Source organism: Mesorhizobium sp. CO1-1-8, from assembly GCF_020164875.1.
Lineage (GTDB): Bacteria > Pseudomonadota > Alphaproteobacteria > Rhizobiales > Rhizobiaceae > Mesorhizobium.
This window is the reverse complement of the sequence record NZ_JAIUGZ010000009.1, coordinates 139,759-161,034: the sequence shown is the minus strand read 5'-3', so window position 1 is coordinate 161,034 and position 21,276 is coordinate 139,759. Positions and strand designations below refer to the sequence as shown.

The window sequence follows — 21,276 nt, the reverse complement described above, 5'->3', positions numbered from 1 at the left end:
GGCGCGGGCTTGCGTTTGCTGGTTTTTTCCTGTCAGTTTACGCAGATTCTGAGCCTGTTCAGACCTTTCGCGGGACGCCGCCCACTGGTGACCCGTCATTCATTCAAGCGAGCCTGTTTCGTCATGCGTGTTATCCTGGAACGGTCAAATCTCCTGAAGTCGCTCAACCACGTCCACCGTGTGGTCGAGCGGCGAAACACCATACCGATCCTGTCCAACGTGCTGCTCGGCGCCGAAGGCGCCAGCCTTGAAATGAAGGCGACCGATCTCGACCTTGAGGTGACCGAAGCCACGCCCGCCAAGGTGGAGCGCGGCGGGGCGACGACGGTCCCGGCACATCTGCTCTACGACATCGTGCGCAAGCTCGCCGATGGCGCCGAGGTGATGCTGAAGACGGACGAGGACGGCAACGCCATGACGGTGACGTCCGGCCGCTCGAGCTTCCGCCTTCAGTGCCTGCCGCAATCCGACTTCCCGGAGCTTTCGGCTGGATCCTTCTCCCATATCTTCCGTCTCGATTCGGTTGCCCTGAAAGGCCTGATCGAGAAGACCCAGTTCGCCATCTCCACCGAGGAGACACGCTATTACCTTAACGGCATCTACCTGCACACGCATGAGGTCGGCGGCAAGCTGAAGCTGCGCTCGGTGGCGACCGACGGCCACCGCCTGGCGCGCGCCGAGATCGACGCGCCGGCGGGTTCCGAGGGCATGCCGGGCATCATCATTCCGCGCAAGACGGTGAGCGAGTTGCAGAAGCTTGTCGACGATCCGGATGTTGCGGTGACCACCGAACTGTCGGACACCAAGATCCGCTTCACCATCGGCAGCGTGGTTTTGACCTCGAAGCTGATCGACGGCACCTTCCCCGATTATCAGCGGGTCATTCCGACCGGCAACGACAAGAAGCTGATTATCGACCGCCAGAGCTTTGCCGCCGCCGTCGATCGCGTCTCGACCATCTCTTCCGAACGCGGTCGCGCGGTGAAGCTGTCGATCAGCGAGGGTCAGGTGACGCTCGCGGTCAACAATCCGGATTCAGGTAGTGCCACCGAAGAACTGTCGGCTGACTATTCGTCCGATCCCATCGAGATCGGCTTCAACGCCAAGTACCTGCTCGACGTTGCCGCGCAGCTGACCGGCACGGAGGCCAAGTTCATGCTGGCGGATGCCGGTTCGCCGACGCTGATCCACGACATGGCCGACGAGACCGCACTCTATGTGCTGATGCCGATGCGGGTTTAGCGGCGCGGTCAGCACTTCGGTCCTGTTGTGGACCGGCCGCAAGCGCGATATTTACGGCAACTTCTAGAGCAATCCCAGGAAAAGTGTGAAGCGGTTTTCCCGGGAAAAGCGTATAGCGCTTTCCCTAGGGAATTGCATCAAAACAAAGAGATAGAGCAGTTCTGCGTTTCCGTGAAACGATGGAGCGCTCTATAGGCGGATAGCGGTTGCCGGCACAGAACCACATAAGTAAGCTAACACTTACTAATTTCCGCAACTATGCGGCGCTGACGATCGATCTGGCGCCAGGTGCCGTGGTTTTTTCCGGCGACAACGGCGCCGGCAAGACCAATCTCCTCGAAGCGATCTCCTTTCTGACGCCGGGGCGTGGCCTGCGCCGCGCCCCTTACGCGGATGTCGCACGCGAGGGCGGCGACGGCGGCTTTGCATTGCATGCCCGGCTCGACGGACCTGACGGCCAGGTCGAGATCGGAACAGGCATTTCCGGCGGCGACACTGCCGGCGAAGGCGGCAGGCGGGTGCGTATCAATGGAGCTGCGGCGCGTTCGGCCGAGGACATGCTGGAATGGCTGCGCGTGGTGTGGCTGACACCGGCGATGGATGCGTTGTTCACCGGCCCGGCCGCGGATCGCCGGCGCTTTCTCGACCGGCTGGTGCTGGCGATCGATCCTGGCCACGGGCAACGTGCGATCGACTACGAGAAGGCGATGCGTGGCCGTAACCGCTTGCTTATTGAAGGCTCCCGAGACGACCGCTGGTTCGACGCGATCGAGACGCAGATGGCCGAAACCGGTGTGGCGATCGCCGCCGCGCGAGCCGAGATGGTGCGCCTTCTGACCGCCATGATCGACAGGCTGCCCGACACGGGGCCGTTTCCGCAGGCCGATATCGGCCTTTCGGGAGACCTGGAAGCCGAAATTGCCACCGCGCCGGCAGTCGATGTCGAGGAGCGCTTCCGCCGGACGCTTGTCGAGGGTCGTGACCGTGATCGTGCCGCGGGGCGCACGCTCGATGGCCCGCACCGTTCGGACCTGATGGTTCGGCACCGCCCCAAGGCTATGCCGGCCGAACTCTGCTCGACCGGCGAGCAGAAGGCGCTGCTGGTCGGCATCGTGCTGTCGCACGCAAGGCTGACCGGCGAAATGTCGGGCATGACGCCGATCCTGCTGCTCGACGAGATCGCCGCGCATCTCGACAGCCGGCGGCGCGCGGCGCTGTTTTCCATCCTGGAGGAGCTGAACTGCCAGGCGTTCATGACAGGAACCGATGCTGCGCTGTTTTCCAGTCTCCAGGGACGCGCCCAATTCCTGACTGTCGACCATGGGACGGTTGAGCCAACCGAAGACCCCTGACAAGGTTTTTCAGTCCCTGTATGATCAGGCAATGACCACTGCCGCCCTGACCGCAGACGAGATCGAACGCTATGCCCGCCACATCGTGCTGCCGGAGATCGGCGGCGCCGGCCAGCAAAGGCTGAAACAGGCCCGGGTGCTGGTCATCGGCGCCGGCGGGCTGGGCGCGCCGGTGCTTGAATATCTCGCCGCCGCCGGCGTCGGCACACTAGGCGTGGTCGACGATGACACCGTTTCGCTTTCCAACCTGCAGCGCCAGGTCATTCACGGTACCGATTCTGTCGGCATGCTGAAAACCGATAGCGCCAAGGCGGCAATCGCCCGCATCAATCCCAACACAACGGTTGAAGCGCACGCAATCCGGCTGACCACGGACAACGCGCCCACCCTCGTCGCCCGCTATGACATCGTCGTCGACGGCTCCGACAATTTCGGAACGCGCTATGCCGTGGCCGATGCCTGCGCGAGCGAAGGCAGGCCGCTGGTGCATGCCGCAGTCGGACGCTTCGATGGTTCGGTAACGGTGCTGAAGCCATTCGAAGACGGCAAGGACGGCAAGCCGAATCCGGGTTATCGCGATCTGTTTCCCGAGGCGCCGCCGCCAGGCCTGGTGCCGTCCTGCGCCGAAGCCGGCGTGCTTGGTGTGCTGACCGGCGTCGTCGGCACGCTGCAAGCTATGGAGACGATCAAGCTGATCACCGGCGTCGGCGAACCGCTGGTCGGCCGGCTGCTGCTCTACGATGGGCTGGCGGCGCGCTTCGACACCATCCGCTACAAGAGAAGCTGAATTCTTGGACCGGATCGAAGCTGTCTCCATCACGCGGATCCCGGCCGATTTCGACCGTTGGGAGGATGTGCTCGCATTGATCATGCGTGCCTTCGCCTCGATGGACGGCGTCATCGACCCGCCCTCCTCGGCCCACCTGCTGACCGCCAATAGCCTGCGGGACAAGGCGCAGCGGGAGACCGGCTTCGTGGCACTCAGGGGCGACAGGATCGTCGGCTGCGTCTTTGCCGTTGAAAGGGTGGCGGAACTCTATGTCGGCAAGCTCGCCGTCGCGCCGGACTGCCAGGGACAAGGCATTGGCCGACGGCTGATGCAGGCGATCGAAGACCTCGCCCGCAGCCGCGGCAAGTGCGCCATCGAGCTTCAGACGCGGATCGAGTTGACCGCAAACCATGCGGCCTTTGCCCGCTTAGGTTTTCGCGAAACCGAACGGACGGCGCATGAGGGCTATGCCAGGCCGACCTCGATCACCATGCGCAAAGCCCTCCCGTAAGTCTTATCTTACGGTTTTTGGGCCACGGATATTGCACCACGACAGCGTCAGGTCTTGAGCGGCAGCACGCGGTCTGGTGGGCGGTGGCCGTCAACGAAGGCGCGGATATTGATGATGACCTTTTCACCCATGTCGATACGGCCCTCGAGCGTCGCCGAGCCCATATGCGGCAAAAGCACGACCTTGTTCTTGGCGGCGAGCTTCAGCAGCTTGCCGTTCAAGGCCGGCTCGTGCTCGTAGACATCGAGGCCGGCGCCGGCGATCTTGCCGTCCTGGATCAGCTTGACCAGAGCTTCCTCGTCGATGATGTCGCCGCGCGCGGTGTTGACGACATAGGCGGTGGGCTGCAGCAGCGCCAGCCGCCGCGCCGAAAGCAGATGGAAGGTTGCCGGCGTCGAGGGACAGTTGACCGAGATGATATCCATGCGGGCCAGCATCTGGTCGAGGCTTTCCCAATAGGTCGCCTCCAGCCCATCTTCCACGGCCGGCAGCACGCGGTGGCGATTGTGATAGTGGATCGACAGTCCGAAGGCCTTGGCCCGCCTGGCGACGGCGGTGCCGATGCGGCCCATGCCGACAATGCCGAGCCGCTTGCCCCAGATGCGCCGGCCCAGCATCCAGGTCGGCGACCAGCCGGCCCATTTCTTGTCGCCGGTGAGCACATTGGCACCTTCCGCCAGCCGCCGCGGCACCGCCAGCATCAGCGCCATGGTCATGTCGGCGGTGTCTTCGGTCAGGACATTCGGCGTGTTGGTGACGGTGATGCCCCTTTTGGCCGCGGCTGCGACATCGATCTTGTCGACGCCATTGCCGAAATTGGCGATCAGCTTGAGGTTGTCGCCTGCCTGGGCAATCAGCGCCGCGTCGATCTGGTCGGTCACCGTCGGCACCAGCACGTCGGCTTCCTTGACCGCGGCAACCAGCTCCGGCTGCGTCATCGGCCTGTCCTCGACATTCAGCCTGGCGTCGAACAACTCACGCATGCGGGTCTCGACCGGGTCGGGCAGCTTTCGCGTGATGACCACGAGAGGCTTCTTTTTGCCTGCCATTGTTTCCCTCGTTGAGACCTCTTTAACCAAGACCGGCGAAACTGAAAGCCATCGCGGTGCTGATTACTCCCTGTAACAAGCGGTGCCGCCGAAGACAAAGAAAAAGGGGCGCCGAGGCCGATGGGCAAGCGCCGAAAGGAATGAAAGTGTCTGGTTTCGCGTCGCTTCGCCTGACCCTCAGCGCAGCATTTCTCGGCGCGCTGCTTTATTCTCCGCTTGTGGCCGCGCAGAGTGCCGCAGCACCTGCCCAAAGCGTCGTCACGCTCGGGCCGAGCGGCCTGCCGCTGCCGCGCTTCGTCAGCCTGAAATCCGGCCGCGTCAACTCGCGCGTCGGCCCCGGCGCCAACTACTCGGTCGACTGGATGTACATGAAGGCCGGCCTGCCGATGGAGATCATCCAGGAATTCGACACATGGCGCCGCGTACGTGATGCCGACGGTTCGGAAGGCTGGATCAACCAGTCGCTGCTTTCCGGCCGACGCACGGCAATCGTCGCACCATGGCAGCGCGGCAAGGGCTCGCAGGTCAACCTTCTCAACAGCCCCGACAAGGACGCAAGGGTGGTCGCGATGATCGAGCCGGGTGTGATGGGCACGATCAAATCCTGCGACGGTCAGTGGTGCGAAATGACGTTCGACGGCCACACCGGCTGGCTTGCCCAGTCGATTGTCTGGGGCGCCTATCCCGGTGAACGGGTCAAGGACTAATTCTTTTCACCCGTTGACAGCGACCTTCGAAGATTGGCGGTCGTGGTTCAGCGCCCGACGCGGCCGAGATGGGTGTCCTGAAAGCCGGTTGACAGCTTCAGGCCGTAACCCAGCGCACGATCGATGGCGATGTGGGCGATCCAGATCAGCGCAACCGCCATCGCGACCGCATTGCCCCACATGTGCCCGGCGAGCAGCAACAGCACGGGCACGATCAGGATGTGCAAGGCGTTGTAGGCAAGAGCACCGACGCGTGGACCCGCCAGATAGCCTGACATCGACAGGTCAGGTGCCAGGATAAGCAATCCGAACAGCCACCAGGATGTGCCGGTTGAGCCGTAGAAAACGACGGCAGCCACCGCCACGATTGCCCATTCGAGCCGGATCACGAGATTGAGGGGTTTCATCCCTGGTCGAAGATTCTGGCCTTGCCGCTTATTTGGTCCAGCCGATCATTCCGGCCTCGCCGGTCACTCGCGGCGTTTGGGGCGCAGCCTCACAACGATGTCGACATTGGCGATCTCCATCCCTTCCGGAGGCTCCGGCAGGTTGGCAACCGTCACCGGACCACTGTCGATGTCGAATATGCGGTTTTCGCCTTCGATGTAGAAATGGTGGTGATCGGAGGTGTTGGTGTCGAAATAGGTTTTCGCGCCCTCGACGGCGAGGATGCGCAAAAGTCCCGCCTGGGTGAACTGGTGAAGGGCATTGTAGACGGTGGCCAGCGACACCGGCACGCCGGCGGCAACCGCCTCCTCGTGCAGTTCCTCGGCCGACAGATGACGGTCGCCCTTGGCGAAAAGCAGATCGGCCAGCGCAATGCGCTGACGCGTCGGCCTCAGGCCGGCTTCACGGACCCGCTTGTCCACAGCGACATTTTCCTTCCGGCCGTCCAGGTCCATCTTCTCGTCGAACCCCACAGTTCCGCCCCAAGACACGCCCAGAATGGCAAAAAAATGAACGTCTGCCGAAACCGGACCTCTCAGGACATATATTCTGTCGGCCGAATGCGATCAATAGCGCGCATTGACCCAGGCAGACGAGCAGGCTAAGCGCAAACGCCGGTTTCCGGCCTGAAACAGATTGTGTTAGGAAACCAACGACAAGGGCACCCGATAGCCCGGAACGATATGGGATGAGATTGATGGCGGGTAAATCCAGCTACGAGTACGACGAATTGCTGGCCTGCGCCCGCGGGGAACTGTTCGGACCGGGCAACGCCCAGCTTCCCTATCCGCCGATGCTGATGTTCGACCGCATCACGGAGATCAGCGAGACCGGCGGCGCCTTCGAGAAGGGCTTCATCCGAGCGGAGTTCGACATCAAGCCGGACCTGTGGTTCTTTGCCTGCCATTTCATCGGCAATCCAATCATGCCGGGGTGCCTCGGCCTCGACGCCATGTGGCAATTGACGGGCTTCTATCTTGGCTGGCTGGGCGAACCCGGCAAGGGAATGGCGCTGTCGACCGGCGAAGTGAAATTCAAGGGCATGGTCACGCCCTCTGTGAAGAAGGTCGAATATGGCATCGACTTCAAGCGCGTGATGCGGGGCCGTCTGGTGCTCGGCATCGCCGATGGCTGGCTGAAGGCGGATGGCGAACCCATATACGCGGCAACGGATTTGAAAGTCGGTCTGTCCAAGCAGTCGGCGGTTGGCTGACCGGCATCCCTGGCCGGCCCCCTGGCCAGCATCCCTGGAAGGAGTTGCGAATGAGACGTGTCGTAGTCACAGGCCTCGGCATCGTGTCGTCGATCGGCAACAATGCCAACGAGGTGCAAGCCTCGCTGCATGACGCCAGATCCGGCATCAGCTTCTCGGATTCCTTCGCCGAACACGGCTTCCGTTGCCAGGTATGGGGAGCGCCGACGCTCGATCCATCGGCGATGATCGATCGCCGTGCGATGCGCTTCCTGAGCCAGGGTGCTGCCTGGAACCATGTCGCCATGGACCAGGCGATCGCGGATGCGGGCCTCGGCGAGAGCGACATCACCAATGAGCGCACCGGCATCGTCATGGGATCGGGCGGACCATCCACCCGCACCATCGTCGAGGCGGCCGAAACGACGCTGAAGAACGGCAGTCCAAAGCGCATCGGTCCGTTCGCGGTGCCGAAGGCAATGTCGTCGACCGCATCCGCGACGCTTGCCACATGGTTCAAGATCCACGGCGTTAACTACTCGATCTCGTCGGCCTGTTCGACCTCGGCGCATTGCATCGGCAATGGCTATGAATTGATCCAGTGGGGCAAGCAGGACATCGTCTTCGCCGGCGGCCACGAGGATCTCGACTGGACGATGTCGGACCTGTTCGACGCGATGGGCGCAATGTCGTCGAAATTCAACGACCGGGCGTCCGCTGCTTCGCGTGCGTATGACGTCAATCGAGACGGCTTCGTCATTGCCGGCGGCGCCGGCGTGCTGGTGCTGGAAGAGCTTGAGCATGCCAAGGCGCGCGGCGCCAAGATCTATGCCGAGATCGTCGGCTATGGCGCGACGTCGGATGGCTACGACATGGTTGCTCCTTCAGGCGAAGGCGCGGTCCGCTGCATGCGCCAGGCGCTGGCCACGGTTTCCACGCCGGTCGACTACATCAACACCCACGGCACCTCGACGCCGGTGGGAGATTCCAAGGAAATGGGAGCGATCCGCGAGGTGTTCGGGCCAGAGATGCCATATATCACCTCGACGAAGTCGCTGACCGGCCATTCGCTGGGCGCGGCCGGCGTGCAGGAATCCATCTACTCGATCCTGATGATGCAGGGTGGTTTCATCGGTGAAAGCGCCCATATCGAGACCCTCGACCCCGAATTCGAGGGCATGCCGATCGTGCGAAAGCGCATCGACGACGCCAGGATCGACACTGTCTTGTCAAATTCGTTCGGCTTCGGCGGCACCAACGCCACGCTCGTTTTCCAGCGCTATTCCGCATAAGGATTTGCCGGCCATGGACGGATTGATGAAGGGCAAGCGCGGGCTTGTCATGGGTGTCGCCAACGATCATTCGATCGCCTGGGGCATAGCCCGGAAATTATCCGAACATGGGGCGGAACTCGCCTTCACCTATCAGGGCGATGCCTTCGGGCGCCGGGTCAAGCCGCTGGCCGACAAGCTCGGCGCCTCGCTGGTCGTGCCGTGCGACGTCGAGGACAGCGCTTCGGTCGCCGCCACGTTCGAAACACTGGGTAAGGAATGGGGCGGGCTGGATTTCATCGTCCACGCCATTGGCTTTTCCGACAAGAACGAGTTGAAAGGCCTCTACGCCGACACCAGCCGGGACAATTTCGTCCGCACCATGGTGATCTCCTGCTACTCCTTCACCGAGGTCGCCCGCCATGCGGCCACCCTGATGAAGGACGGTGGATCGATGATCACGCTGACCTATGCGGGCTCGGTCCGCGTCATGCCGAACTACAATGTCATGGGCGTCGCCAAAGCAGGGCTAGAGGCGAGTGTCCGCTACCTCGCCAACGATTACGGCCCGCGCGGCATCAGGGTGAACGGCATATCGGCTGGCCCCGTGCGCACGCTCGCCGGCGCCGGCATTTCCGATGCGCGCCACATGTTCTCCTACCAGCAGCGAAACTCGCCGCTGCGCCGCACGGTGACCATCGACGAGGTCGGCGGCTCGGCACTTTATCTGCTGTCGGATCTGTCTTCGGGCGTTACCGGCGAAATCCACTATGTCGATTCCGGCTATCACATCGTTTCCATGCCGACGCTCGACGAATTGAAGCAGACTGACGGCGGACGAGACTAACGCCTGTCCCCAAAAGGTGCGCGGCGGTTTTGGAATGGCGACATTTGAAGACACGAAGCTTAAAGCGCGCCAACTGAATCCGTTTCGGCGCCAGGCGCATTGATCCGCTCAAGAAATACTTTCGGTCCAGTAAAATTGGATTCATTCGCGGAAACTCATTTTAAGGAGATATCCGCTAGAAAGCCCCGTACTCAGGGGAACTTTCAATGCTCGCCGTCAGCAACCCGAAGCGAACACCGGTGTTCCGACTGCTCACCATAGCGAGTTCGGGTCTCGGCAGTTTCGTCCTCGGGCTCTGGGGCCTGAAGCTCGGCCTCGGCGATGGTTTTGCCGGCATCTCCGCTGACATGATGGTCTCGGTGATGGCCGCTCTTTGCGCACTGGCGGCGTCGGTCGCCGCGATGTCCTTCTTCGCCGGCGTCGATGAATCGGCGGATTTCGTCTTCACGGAAACCCATTTCGACAAGCTGACCGGTCTGGTGGCACGACCGGCGATGGTCGGCAAGATTGCCGAGGCGGCATGCGCGACCAGCCGGACTGGCGAGCCGATGTTCCTCATCGATATCGACATCGACCGGTTCAAACAGATCAACGACGCCATCGGCTACAGCCAGGGCGACGAGCTGATCCGCGCCTTCACCAAGCGCTTGAAGACGTGCGTGCCGCCGCGCGCGCTGATCGGACGCATCGGTGCCGGTGAATTCGCGATTCTGCTCCCTGACAACCAGGTTTCTGGGTCCTTGGAAAGCACCATAGAGAGGCTCATCGACGAGATGATGGAGCCCTATGAGCTCGGTACGCACCTGCAATCGGTCAGCCTGTCAGTCGGCATCGTGGCGATGCCCAAGGACGGCGTCGATCCCGTCCTTATCCTGCGCCGCTCCAATCTGGCGCTGCAGAACGCGCGCGCCAGCGGCGTCGGCAACTGGTCGGTCTTCCATGCCGAAATGGGCAGGGTCGCCGACCATCGCCAATGGATCGAATCCGAACTGAATACAGCCTTCGAGCGCGGTGACTTCGACCTTCATTACCAGCCGCAGCTCGATCTCCCGAGCGGCCGCATCGTCGGGTATGAAGCGCTTATCCGCTGGCGGCATCCGGAACGCGGCATGATCCCGCCGATGGAGTTCATTCCGATCGCCGAGGAAACCGGCATGATCGGCCCGATCGGCGAATGGGTGCTGCGCAAAGCCTGCAGCGACGCCCGGCATCTCCCCGACGACTGCTTCGTCGCAGTCAACATCTCGCCCGTGCAGTTCATGACCAAGGACTTCGTCGGGATCGTGCGCGACACCATGACGAGCACCGGAATCAAGCCGTCGCGGCTGGAACTGGAAGTGACCGAGACGGCGATGATGCAGGACCGCGACCGCGCCGCCGCCATCCTGAAGGAGCTTGCGGATATGGGCATCTCGGTCGCCGTCGACGATTTCGGTACCGGCTATTCCAATCTGAGCTATCTGATCGATTTCTCGTTCGGCAAGCTGAAGATCGACCGGTCCTTCGTCAGCCGCCTCGACACCGATTCCAGCTCCGGCGCGGTCGTCTCGACCATCGTCGGGCTTTCGCGCGCGCTCGGCGTCAGCATCATTGCCGAAGGTGTCGAGACCGAAAGCCAGGCGACGCTGCTCAGGGCGGCCGGCTGCGAAGTGGTGCAAGGCTACCTGTACGGCAGGCCGGCCCCCCTCAAGATCAGGGGCGGCGACGCGCATGTCATCGACGAGGTCCGACGCGTCGCCAATCTGCATTGAGTGCGACGCGATGTCTGTTTTCGTCCGAGCATGATCTTTTCCGAAAACCGGTATCCACTTTCGGGATCATGCTTCAACGACGAGCGGAAAGCACCTTGAACATGCCGTCGCGAGCGAGTTCGGCATGGCTCGAAAAGGCGGCCGCCAGGATCGGCTCATAGGGAAGCTGACGGTTGGCGACCATGAACAGCCGCCCACCCGGCTTCAAGGCCTTGGCCGCCGCGCGGATCATGCCGGCGCCGATCTCCGGCTCGGCCGCCCGGCTGCGGTGAAAGGGCGGGTTCATGGCAATCGCGTCGTAGCGCTTCTCGACTGATTCCTTCAGCAGATCGATCCAGAAGAAATTTCTGGCGATCGACTGGGTGACCCCTGGCAGATTGAGCTTCGCGGCTTCGAGCGCGGCGAAATCGGCCTCATAGAGGTCGAGTGCCTGGACGCCGGGGGAGCGGGCGGCGATCTCGGCAGCCACATAGCCCCAGCCAGCGCAGAAATCGGCAATGTTGCCACGCAAATCATCGGGCAGGTTCTCGATCAGCAGTCTCGAACCGGTATCGATCCGGTCGAAGGAGAACATGCCGGGCGCGGTGTGGAACCGGCTTTCAACCAGCAGAGCGGGATTGGCAGCGCGCAATTCTTCCGCGGCGGCCAGATCGGCGGGACGTCGCAACCAGAAGGCAATGCCGTGATGTTTGGGCAAATGGCCTTCAAGCGGCACAAGCTCGTCGACGCGCTTGCGCAGGCTGGCAATGCCATCGTCCTTGCCGCCGGCAATGACGACCAGGCCGCCCGGCGCCACGCGCTCAAGCGCCTGCGCGAGGCGCACTTCGTTCAGGCCGCGATGCCGGCCGGCGAGCACAAGTGCCATATCGAAGCCATCGCCTTCCACTTGCGCGGTGACGACGAAGCCAGACGCCTGCAGCGTGCTAAAATGCGGTCGGAAGCCCTGCACGAGGTGAAGCGTCGCCTCAAAGCCTTCAGGCAGGCGAAAACCCGGCTCAGCGCCGAGAAACAGGGCGCGCGTGCCCTTTCCCGGCAGAGGAATAGCCTCCGCCTCGAAGGGATGGAAAAGCGTCTTCAACGGCTCGGCGGACATTGTTCGATCTCGACGTGTCTAAGCGCTTTGAAACCCAGGCCGAAATGAAAACGGGCGCGACATAAGCCGCGCCCGTTTCGATTCATGGTCTCAGACCAATCAGGCGGCGTTTTCTTCGCCTTCGGTCTTCTTGTCGCGGGCGAGTTCCTTGCCGGTGGCCTGGTCGACGACCTTCATCGACAGGCGGACCTTGCCGCGCTCGTCGAAGCCCATCAGCTTGACCCAGACCTTGTCGCCTTCCTTGACCACGTCCGAGGTCTTGGCGACCCGGTCGTTGGCAAGCTGCGAGATGTGGACGAGGCCGTCACGCGGACCGAAGAAGTTGACGAAAGCGCCGAAGTCCGCGGTCTTGACGACCGTACCTTCGTAGATCTCGCCGACTTCCGGCTCCGCGACGATGGTGTGGATCCACTTCTTCGCCGCCTCGATCTCCTTGGCGTTGGACGAAGCGATCTTGACCGTGCCGTCGTCCTCGATGTTGATCTTGGCGCCGGTCTTTTCGACGATCTCGCGAATCACCTTGCCGCCCGAGCCGATCACGTCACGGATCTTGTCGGTCGGGATGTGCATCACTTCGATGCGCGGCGCGAACTCACCCAGTTCCGAACGCGCGCCGGTCAGAGCATGCGCCATCTCGCCGAGGATGTGCTGGCGGCCATCCTTGGCCTGGTCCAGCGCGATCTTCATGATCTCCTCGGTGATGCCTTCGATCTTGATATCCATCTGCAGCGAGGTGATGCCGCTGGCGGTGCCGGCGACCTTGAAGTCCATATCGCCGAGGTGATCTTCGTCACCGAGGATGTCGGACAGAACGGCGAACCGCTCGCCTTCCTTGATCAGGCCCATGGCGATACCGGCGACGGGCTTGGCCAGCGGCACGCCGGCATCCATCAGCGCCAGCGAGGTGCCGCAGACGGTCGCCATCGACGACGAACCGTTGGACTCGGTGATCTCCGAGACGACGCGCAGCGTGTAGGGGAACTGGTCGGCACTCGGCAGCATCGGGCGAATGGCGCGCCAGGCGAGCTTGCCATGGCCGATTTCGCGGCGGCCCGGCGAACCCATGCGGCCCGTTTCACCGACGGAGTAGGGAGGGAAGTTGTAGTGAAGGAGGAACTTCTCCTTGTACATGCCGGTCAGCGAGTCGACATACTGCTCGTCCTCGCCGGTGCCGAGCGTGGCAACGACCAGCGCCTGGGTCTCGCCGCGGGTGAATAGCGCCGAACCGTGGGTGCGCGGCAGGACGCCGACTTCGGAGACGATCTTGCGGACCGTCTTGAGGTCACGGCCATCGATGCGCGAGCCGGTGTCGAGGATGTTCCAGCGCACGACCTTGGCCTGGAGTTCCTTGAATACCGAACCGATCTGCTCGGAAGTGTACTTGGCATCTTCGCCTTCGGCCGGGGCAAACGCTGCCTTGACCTTCGCCTTGACGGCGTCGACGGCGGCGTAACGCTTCTGCTTGTCGACGTTCTTGTAGGCATTGCTGAGTTCGTCGCCGACGATCTTCAGCATCTCGGCTTCAAGCGCGGAATAGTCCGGCGCGGTGAAGTCGCGCGGCTCCTTGGCGGCAACTTCGGCCAGCTTGATGATGGCGTCGATGACCGGCTGGAAGCCCTTGTGGCCGAACATGACGGCGCCGAGCATCAGCTCTTCGCCCAATTCCTTGGCTTCGGACTCGACCATCAGCACGGCGTCGCTGGTGCCGGCGACGATCAGGTCGAGCTTGGATTCCTGCATCTCGTCGACATGCGGGTTGAGCACGTATTCGCCGTTGATGTAGCCGACGCGGGCGCCGCCGATCGGACCCATGAAGGGCACGCCCGACAGCGTCAGGGCAGCCGAGGTAGCGACGATCGACAGGATGTCGGGATCGTTCTCGAGATCATGCTGGACGACGGTGACGACGATCTGGGTGTCGTTCTTGTAGCCTGCGGCGAAGAGCGGGCGGATCGGGCGGTCGATGAGGCGGGAAACCAGCGTTTCCTTCTCGCTCGGACGGCCTTCACGCTTGAAATAACCACCTGGGATCTTGCCGGCGGCGTAGGTCTTTTCCTGGTAGTTGACGGTCAGCGGAAAGAAATCGAGGCCGGGCTTCGGCTCCTTCATCGAAACGACGGTGGCGAGGACCTTGGTCTCGCCGTAGGTGGCGAGCACCGCGCCATCAGCCTGGCGCGCGATCTTGCCGGTTTCGAGGATGAGCGGACGACCGCCCCATTCGATTTCCACTTTGTGGTGATTGAACATCTCTTGTCCTTAATATGAGGAAAGGGCCGCGCCGTTTCACGGTGCGCGGAGATGCCCTTTCCCTGGCTTCCTTTCTCGGGCAGCCACGGGCAAGACAACGGGAAGCTCGGGTGATTTCGGCGCGGTGCGCGCGCGAGCGTCCTGCAATCCTGCCCCATGACCGTCCATGGGCGGTTTCAAGTGCCCTCTGCACGATCGAAACCGGGTCTGGCCAGTCGATACGACTGGCAGAATGCGCGACCGGCGGGCTCTCCTGGGAAAGCCCGCCGGTCAATTCGTCAACGACGCAGACCGAGCTTCTCGATCAGCGTCTGGTAGCGCGCGTCGTCCTTGCGCTTGAGATAATCAAGCAGGCTGCGGCGCTGGGAGACGAGAGCAAGCAGACCACGGCGGGAATGGTTATCCTTCTTGTGGTCCTTGAAGTGATCGGTCAGGTTCTTGATGCGCTCGGAAAGGATGGCCACCTGGACTTCCGGAGACCCGGTATCGCCCTTGGCGGTTGCGAATTCACCCATCAATTCCTGTTTGCGCTCGGCAGTAATCGACATCGTGTTTTTCCTTATCTGTTTGAGGAAACGGGTCGCCCTCAGCCGGGATGTCGTCCAGCAGGGGCCGGTGCGAGCAAAGCGTCACAGCGCTATGCTGCGGCGCATATAGTGCAATTCCCCGGAAAACGCCAGCCCAATTCACAAGCCGGCTTTTCAGGCCAAAATGGCAGGTTTATCCTTGTCAAAGCCATTTCTTCCATTTGAAGAAGGCGATCAGCCCGAATGCGACGAGCGCCATGAACAGCAGCGACAAGGGATAGCCATAATAGGCCTTCAGTTCCGGCATGTTCCAGGGCGAAGACTCCGGATCGAAATTCATGCCCCAGATGCCGACCAGGAAGGTGAGCGGCATGAAGATCACCGAGACGATGGTGAGATAGCTGATGACGTCGTTGGTGCGCGCCTGGCTCAGCGACAGGTGCATCTCGATCAGGCCGGTCAGCATGTCGCGCTGGGTCTCGACCAGCTCGATCAGCCTGAGCGCATGGTCGAGCGTGTCGTTGAGGAAGATCTTGGTCTCGGCCTTCACATAGGGCACATCGTTGCGGATCAGCGTCGCCAGCGCATCGCGCATCGGCCACAGCACGCCTTTCAGCACGTTGGCGTCGCGCCGCAATTCATGCAGCTGCCGCATCTGATGCTTGTGCGGCGAATGCAGCATCTCGTCCTCAATGCTGTCGACGGTGTCGCCGGCGGCCTCGATCGGCGGAAAATAACTGTCGACGATGGCATCGATCAGCGCATAGGCAAGGTAGTCGGCGCCGCGGGCGCGCAGCCGGTTGGGCGCCGAACTTTCGATGCGCTTGCGCACCGGATCGAACGGATCGCCTTCCCGCTCCTGGAAGGTGACCACGAAATTGCTGCCGAAGAAGACGGCGATCTGCTCATAGCGGTGCGAGGTGACATCGTCGATCATCCTGACGACGACAAAGGCATGATCCTCGAAGAAGTCGACCTTGGGCCGTTGGCCGGTGTTGACGACGTCCTCCAGCGCCAGCGGATGCAGGCTGAATATGCGGCCGATCTCCTCGATCAGGGGGATGTTGGCGAGGCCGGTGCAATCGAGCCAGATAATCGGCCATTTGTCGCAATGGGTGTTGAGGTCGTCGATGCTGGCATTTTCGATGGTCTTGAATTTCTGCGGCGAGATCAGGGTCAGTCTGAGTTCGCTGCGCCGCGCCGAGGGGTCGGCGATCAGCGTGCCGGGCGACGCACCGACCGGCGGCCGCCTTGTTTTCACCGGCGCCCGCTTCTTGATCGCCTCAGCCTTTGCCATATGCCCCTCGCGCGAGTCCTGGTCCGACATTAGAGCGGTTCGCCATTTCACGGAAACGGCGAACCGCTCTAATTCTTTGTTTTGACGCAATTCCGGACGGAAAACCGTTTCACACTTTCCTGGAATTGCTCAAGACGACAGGAATCAGCCGGCAAAGACCCGCTTGGGCTTGAACATGCCTTGCTCGATGGCGCCGATGGCGACCAGCTTGCCACGCGCCGTGGCGCAGGCTTCCTCGGCTTCCACCGGCGCGTCGCGGCCGCGGATGATGACCGGGTTGCCAAGGCGGATCTTGGTTGCCGCGTCATCGCTGATGGCGATCTGCGGCAGGCAGTCGAGAGCCGCCGACGTATCGACCAGGAGCGCATCGATGGCGTCGAAGTCGATTGGCACTTCCACCTTGTCGGCAGCCTCTGCCGTGTCGGCGGCTTCGGCCGTATCGGTGACGTCCGTCGTATCCGTGCTGTCATCACGCACGCCGAAACGGGCGGCTTCCAGCTCGGCGATGGTGACGAAATCCTCCGCCGTGAACGGGTCGACCTCGACCCGGCGCAATTCGCTGATATGGCCGAAACAGCCCATGTCGCGGCCCATGTCGCGGGCCAGCGAGCGTACATAGGTGCCCTTGCCGCATTCGACCTCGAAAACAGTATGGTCGGCCCTGTGCTCGACAACGTCCAGACGGCCGATCTCGATCTCGCGCGCGGGTATGTCGACTGTCGCGCCGTCGCGGGCCAGATCATAGGCGCGCTCGCCGGCGATCTTGATGGCCGAGAATTGCGGCGGCGTCTGCATGATGACGCCGGTGTATTTCGGCAGCAGCGCCCCAACCTCGGTTTCCGATGGACGCAGGTCGGACTCCTTCGTCACCGGACCTTCGAGGTCATCGGTGGAGCGTTCCTGTCCCCAGGCAACGGTGAAGCGATAGATCTTGGCGCCGTCCTGCACGTAGGGCACGGTCTTGGTGGCCTCACCAAGCGCGATCGGCAGCATGCCGGACGCCAGCGGGTCGAGCGTGCCGGCATGGCCGGCCTTTTCCGCCTGGAACAGCCATTTGATCTTGGAGACGGCTTCGGTCGAGCCCATGCCGACCGGCTTGTCCAGGATCAGCCAGCCCGAGATCGGCCGGCCCTTCTTCTTGCCGCGACGCCCCACTATTCGGTGTCCTTTTTGTCGTCTGTGTCCTGATCCTCGGCGCCCAGATCGCGCGCCACTTCCGGCGATTTCAAGAGGTCGTTGATCCTGGCGAAATTGTCGAAGGAGGTGTCGAGCTTGAAGCGGAACTCCGGCATGAACTTCATCTGCCGCAGCGCGCCGGAGACACGGCCACGGACGAATTTTGCATGCTTGTTCAACGCCTCGACCACCGCATCGGTGTCCTTGGCGCCGAGCGGCGAGACGAAAGCGGTAGCCACCTTCAAATCGGGCGACATGCGCACTTCCGAGACCGACACCACGGTGTTCTCGATCAGCGGATCAATGATCTCGCCGCGCTGCAGGGTTTCGGATAGCGCATGGCGCACCTGTTCGGCGACGCGCAGCATGCGCTGGGATGGGCTGGATGTGGTTGGACGGGGCATTTTTCTCTATCCTGAAAGCGTGAGGCGCGGGATGGGACCGTGCCGCATGTCTCATATGGGTCGTTCTCAATAGACCCTCACTCAACAGACTTGGGGGCGGCGGCCTTTCGGCCACCGCCCGGTATGGACAAGTCACTCGAACTCAGAGCGTCCGGGTCACCATCTCGACGCGGAAGCACTCGATGACGTCGCCGACGCGCATATCCTCGTAGTTCTGGAAGGCCATGCCGCACTCCTGGCCGCCGGGGACTTCCGAGACTTCGTCCTTGAAGCGCTTCAGCGTCTTCAGCGTGCCTTCGTGGATGACGACGTTGTCGCGGATCAGGCGCACGCCCGCACCACGCTCGACCTTGCCTTCGGTGACACGGCAGCCGGCGATCTTGCCGACCTTGGTGATGTCGAAGATTTCGAGGATCTGCGCGTTGCCGATGAAGGTCTCGCGACGCTCCGGCGACAGCAGGCCCGACAGAGCCGCCTTCACGTCATCCACAAGGTTGTAGATGATCGAGTAGTAGCGGATCTCGATGCCCGCGGCGGCAGCAGCCGCACGCGCCTGGACGTTGGCGCGGACGTTGAAGCCGATGATCGCGGCACCCGAAGTCTCGGCCAGCGACACGTCGCTTTCGGTGATGGCGCCGGCGCCGGCATGGACGATGCGCGCACGCACTTCGTCGGTGCCGAGCTTGTCGAGTGCAGCGTTGATCGCCTCGATCGAGCCCTGCACGTCGCCCTTGATGACCAGCGGAAATTCCTTCAGCCCGCTTGTCTGCAATTGCGACATCATCTGCTCGAGCGAACCGCGCTGGCCGGCATGCTTGGCAACTGCCTTCTCGCGCGCCAGACGCTGGCGGTACTCGGTGATCTCGCGGGCACGGGCCTCGTTGTTGACCACGGCGAAGCGGTCGCCGGCCTGCGGGGTGCCCTGCAAGCCAAGCACTTCCACCGGCATCGCCGGTGGCGCTTCCTTGATCTGCACGCCACGATCGTTGACCAGCGCACGCACCCGGCCCCATTCGTTGCCGGCAACGAGGATGTCGCCCGGCATGAGCGTGCCGGTCTGCACCAGCACGGTGGCGACGGGGCCACGGCCCTTGTCGAGTTGGGCTTCGATGACGACGCCTTCGGCGGTACGATCCGGATTGGCCTTCAGGTCGAGAATTTCGGCCTGCAGCAGGATCGCCTCAAGCAGCTTGTCGAGATTGGTGCCCTTGGTCGCCGACACTTCGACGTCCAGAACTTCACCGCCCATGGATTCGACGAAAACCTCGTGGCGCAGCAGTTCGGAGCGCACTTTCTGCGGATCGGCATCATGCTTGTCGATCTTGTTGATCGCCACGATGATCGGAACGCCAGCCGCCTTGGCATGGCTGATCGATTCGATCGTCTGCGGCATGACGCTGTCATCGGCCGCAACCACCAGGATGGCGATGTCGGTCGCCTGGGCGCCACGAGCACGCATCGCCGTGAAGGCGGCGTGGCCGGGCGTGTCGATGAAGGTGATCTTGTGACCATTCTTCTCGACCTGGTAGGCGCCGATATGCTGGGTGATGCCGCCGGCTTCGCCGGAGACGACATTGGCGTTGCGGATCGCGTCGAGCAGCGAGGTCTTGCCATGATCGACGTGACCCATGATCGTCACGACCGGCGGACGCGAAACCAGGTCCTCGGCATTGTCGGCGATATTGAACAGGCCTTCCTCGATGTCGGACTCGGCGACGCGGCGGACCGTGTGGCCGAATTCGGTAGCAACCAGTTCGGCCGTGTCGGCGTCGATGACGTCGCCCGGCTTCAGTATCTGGCCCTGCTTCATGAAGAACTTGACCAGGTCGACCGCGCGCTCGGACATGCGTTGCGCCAGTTCCTGGATGGTAATGGTCTCGGGCAGGATCACTTCGCGCATGACTTTCTCGCGCGGCTCATTGTGCATCGCGCGCTTGAATTTTTCCTGGCGGCGACGCATCGACGACAGTGAACGGGCTCGCGCATCTTCGTCGGACAATGCCGAATTCAGCGTCAGCTTGCCACGGCGGCGGTCTTCCTCGCTCTTGGTCGGCTTGGCCGGACGCGCCACTTCGGGCGTGACCGGACGGCGCACCGGCACACCGGCACCCGCCCGCTTCGGCTTGGCCACTTCCTCGTCATCGGCTGTTGCCAGTTCGGCAGCCAATGGCGCGCGGCGACGGGCCTCCTCCTCGGCCCGACGGCGGGATTCGGCTTCGGTCTGCAACCGCGCCTCTTCCTCGGCCTGACGGCGCGCGGATTCATCACGTTCGCGCTTGCGGCGCTCTTCGTCCTCGGCGCGACGCTTGGCATCCTCGGCGGCGCGCTGGCGGTCCTCGACCTCGCGCACCTTCGAGCCCTCGAGCGCCCTGCGGCGTGCTTCCATTTCACTGCGCGAAAGTTCGTTCAGCACCATGCCGCTGCGCTCGACCGGGGCCGAAGGCGGCGGGGGTGGCGGCGCCTTCGGTGCTTCCGGTACGACGACGGGCGCGGCCACGACCGCCGGCTTCGGCGTGAAGACGGGGGCGGCAACGGGCTCCGGCTTGTCGCCGGGCATCGAGAACTTGCGCTTCTTGGTTTCGACGACGACCTGCTTGGTGCGGCCGTGCGAGAAGTTCTGGCGCACGGTGCCCTGTTCCATACCGGGGCGCTTCAGCGTCAAGGTCTTCTTCGGCGTCACACTCAGCGTATTGTCGTCACCCGATTTCGTATCGCTCATTCCATATCCTCTGCGGCATCATCTTCGTCAGCAACAGCCGCAAGCATTGCCAGATCGTCCGGGGAACCGCCCCGATACCGGTCGAGCGCAACCATGCGCTTCTGGACCGCCCTGCCCGCGTCTCCCGCGAGAACGGCAGCATGTATCACATTTGTACCCCCCAATGCCAAGCTCAACTCGGCCTCGGAGAAAAGTTTGTAGGCAAGGATGGCGGGCCCGCCGAGATGGACTGTTGCCCGTCGCGCCTGGCTGATCTTGCGCACGCCGTCGTCGGACGCCTCGGTCGCGTGAAGCACGAAAAGCGCCAATCCACCGCGGACCGCACTTTCGACCTTGGTAGCGCCAAGCGAAATTGCGCCTGCCTTGCGGGCAAGACCGAGCATGCCCAGAGCGTGCCTGGAAAGCAGCCCGTCGACCATGCCGCCGAGATCGGGCGGCACGACCACCTGTGCCTTGAAGGCGCGGGCAAAGAGGTTCTTCGCCGCAGCCTTGTCGATATGTAGGCGGTCGGCGCTCACCCAGCAACCGCGACCGGGCAGATTTCTCTTGATGTCGGGAACGACGGCCGAATCCGGGCCGACGACGAACCGGATCAGATCATCCGGTTCGGCTTGTTTGCGCGTAACGATGCAGGTGCGATCGTTCATCTCGTCCAAGGGCGGGTTCGGTGCGATG

At 62.6% G+C, this 21,276-nt stretch carries 20 protein-coding genes; 9 read left to right on the top strand and 11 right to left on the bottom strand.

The annotated features are described in order from the left end of the window. Positions 1–123: 123 nt before the first annotated feature. The 4 genes from dnaN to LB558_RS19255 all read left to right on the top strand — a co-directional run bounded on the left by dnaN (position 124) and on the right by LB558_RS19255 (position 3,874). A complete protein-coding gene (gene dnaN / locus LB558_RS19270) occupies positions 124–1,242 on the top strand; it encodes a DNA polymerase III subunit beta (protein WP_013527877.1) in 1,119 nt (372 codons plus the stop codon). Between the two features lie 206 nt (positions 1,243–1,448). Continuing rightward, positions 1,449–2,594, top strand: a complete 1,146-nt coding sequence (recF, locus tag LB558_RS19265; protein WP_224699001.1) for a DNA replication/repair protein RecF — start codon at positions 1,449–1,451, stop codon at positions 2,592–2,594. 31 nt (positions 2,595–2,625) lie between these two features. Next, positions 2,626–3,381, top strand: a complete 756-nt coding sequence (locus LB558_RS19260; RefSeq protein WP_224699000.1) for a molybdopterin-synthase adenylyltransferase MoeB — start codon at positions 2,626–2,628, stop codon at positions 3,379–3,381. A gap of 4 nt (positions 3,382–3,385) precedes the next feature. Beyond that, positions 3,386–3,874, top strand: a complete 489-nt coding sequence (locus tag LB558_RS19255) for a GNAT family N-acetyltransferase (RefSeq protein WP_224698999.1) — start codon at positions 3,386–3,388, stop codon at positions 3,872–3,874. Between the two features lie 47 nt (positions 3,875–3,921). Here the strand turns inward: LB558_RS19255 and LB558_RS19250 are convergent, their stop codons facing one another. Beyond that, positions 3,922–4,923, bottom strand: a complete 1,002-nt coding sequence (locus LB558_RS19250; RefSeq protein WP_224698998.1) for a 2-hydroxyacid dehydrogenase — start codon at positions 4,921–4,923, stop codon at positions 3,922–3,924. A gap of 146 nt (positions 4,924–5,069) precedes the next feature. Between LB558_RS19250 and LB558_RS19245 the strand changes: the two genes are divergently transcribed. Continuing rightward, entirely contained in the window at positions 5,070–5,630 is a 561-nt protein-coding gene (locus tag LB558_RS19245; RefSeq protein WP_127256684.1) for an SH3 domain-containing protein, read from the top strand. Between the two features lie 47 nt (positions 5,631–5,677). On the opposite strand, the gene LB558_RS19240 is transcribed toward LB558_RS19245, so the two are convergent. Further along, positions 5,678–6,037: a DUF4260 domain-containing protein gene (locus LB558_RS19240; RefSeq protein ID WP_224698997.1), complete on the bottom strand. Its 360-nt coding sequence runs from the start codon at positions 6,035–6,037 to the stop codon at positions 5,678–5,680. A 63-nt stretch (positions 6,038–6,100) separates the two neighbouring features. After that, positions 6,101–6,532, bottom strand: a complete 432-nt coding sequence (irrA, locus tag LB558_RS19235) for an iron response transcriptional regulator IrrA (RefSeq protein ID WP_024503471.1) — start codon at positions 6,530–6,532, stop codon at positions 6,101–6,103. Between the two features lie 242 nt (positions 6,533–6,774). Here irrA and fabA point away from each other — a divergent pair, with 242 nt between their 5' ends. The 4 genes from fabA (at position 6,775) to LB558_RS19215 (ending at position 11,138) form a co-directional block, all read left to right on the top strand. After that, the gene (gene fabA, locus LB558_RS19230) at positions 6,775–7,290 is read left to right on the top strand and encodes a 3-hydroxyacyl-[acyl-carrier-protein] dehydratase FabA (RefSeq protein WP_013527885.1); all 516 of its coding nucleotides are present in this window, start codon (positions 6,775–6,777) and stop codon (positions 7,288–7,290) included. Between the two features lie 50 nt (positions 7,291–7,340). Continuing rightward, entirely contained in the window at positions 7,341–8,561 is a 1,221-nt protein-coding gene (gene fabB, locus LB558_RS19225; RefSeq protein ID WP_224698996.1) for a beta-ketoacyl-ACP synthase I, read from the top strand. 13 nt (positions 8,562–8,574) lie between these two features. Further along, positions 8,575–9,387, top strand: a complete 813-nt coding sequence (gene fabI / locus LB558_RS19220; protein WP_027039568.1) for an enoyl-ACP reductase FabI — start codon at positions 8,575–8,577, stop codon at positions 9,385–9,387. A gap of 206 nt (positions 9,388–9,593) precedes the next feature. Beyond that, on the top strand, positions 9,594–11,138 hold the full coding sequence (locus LB558_RS19215) for a putative bifunctional diguanylate cyclase/phosphodiesterase (protein WP_224698995.1): 1,545 nt from the start codon (positions 9,594–9,596) through the stop codon (positions 11,136–11,138). Between the two features lie 73 nt (positions 11,139–11,211). Here LB558_RS19215 and LB558_RS19210 read toward each other — a convergent pair whose 3' ends face one another. The 8 genes from LB558_RS19210 to LB558_RS19175 form a co-directional block, all read right to left on the bottom strand. Then, the gene (locus tag LB558_RS19210; RefSeq protein WP_224698994.1) at positions 11,212–12,231 is read right to left on the bottom strand and encodes a class I SAM-dependent methyltransferase; all 1,020 of its coding nucleotides are present in this window, start codon (positions 12,229–12,231) and stop codon (positions 11,212–11,214) included. 99 nt (positions 12,232–12,330) lie between these two features. Further along, complete coding sequence (gene pnp / locus LB558_RS19205) at positions 12,331–14,478, bottom strand: polyribonucleotide nucleotidyltransferase (RefSeq protein ID WP_224698993.1); 2,148 nt, start codon at positions 14,476–14,478, stop codon at positions 12,331–12,333. A gap of 278 nt (positions 14,479–14,756) precedes the next feature. Further along, complete coding sequence (gene rpsO / locus LB558_RS19200) at positions 14,757–15,068, bottom strand: 30S ribosomal protein S15 (RefSeq protein WP_269470859.1); 312 nt, start codon at positions 15,066–15,068, stop codon at positions 14,757–14,759. A 139-nt stretch (positions 15,069–15,207) separates the two neighbouring features. Beyond that, positions 15,208–16,302, bottom strand: a complete 1,095-nt coding sequence (corA, locus tag LB558_RS19195) for a magnesium/cobalt transporter CorA (RefSeq protein WP_224698992.1) — start codon at positions 16,300–16,302, stop codon at positions 15,208–15,210. 144 nt (positions 16,303–16,446) lie between these two features. Further along, entirely contained in the window at positions 16,447–17,457 is a 1,011-nt protein-coding gene (gene truB / locus LB558_RS19190; RefSeq protein WP_224698991.1) for a tRNA pseudouridine(55) synthase TruB, read from the bottom strand. Then, positions 17,457–17,882 carry a 30S ribosome-binding factor RbfA gene (gene rbfA / locus LB558_RS19185; protein WP_224698990.1) on the bottom strand — a complete coding sequence of 142 codons (426 nt, stop codon included), beginning with the start codon at positions 17,880–17,882 and terminating at the stop codon, positions 17,457–17,459. The genes truB and rbfA overlap by 1 nt, the downstream gene beginning before the upstream one ends. Positions 17,883–18,024: 142 nt before the next feature. After that, entirely contained in the window at positions 18,025–20,601 is a 2,577-nt protein-coding gene (gene infB / locus LB558_RS19180) for a translation initiation factor IF-2 (RefSeq protein WP_224698989.1), read from the bottom strand. Continuing rightward, positions 20,598–21,248 carry an RNA-binding protein gene (locus tag LB558_RS19175; RefSeq protein ID WP_127416615.1) on the bottom strand — a complete coding sequence of 217 codons (651 nt, stop codon included), beginning with the start codon at positions 21,246–21,248 and terminating at the stop codon, positions 20,598–20,600. Before LB558_RS19175 ends, infB begins: the two co-directional genes overlap by 4 nt. Positions 21,249–21,276 lie beyond the last annotated feature (28 nt).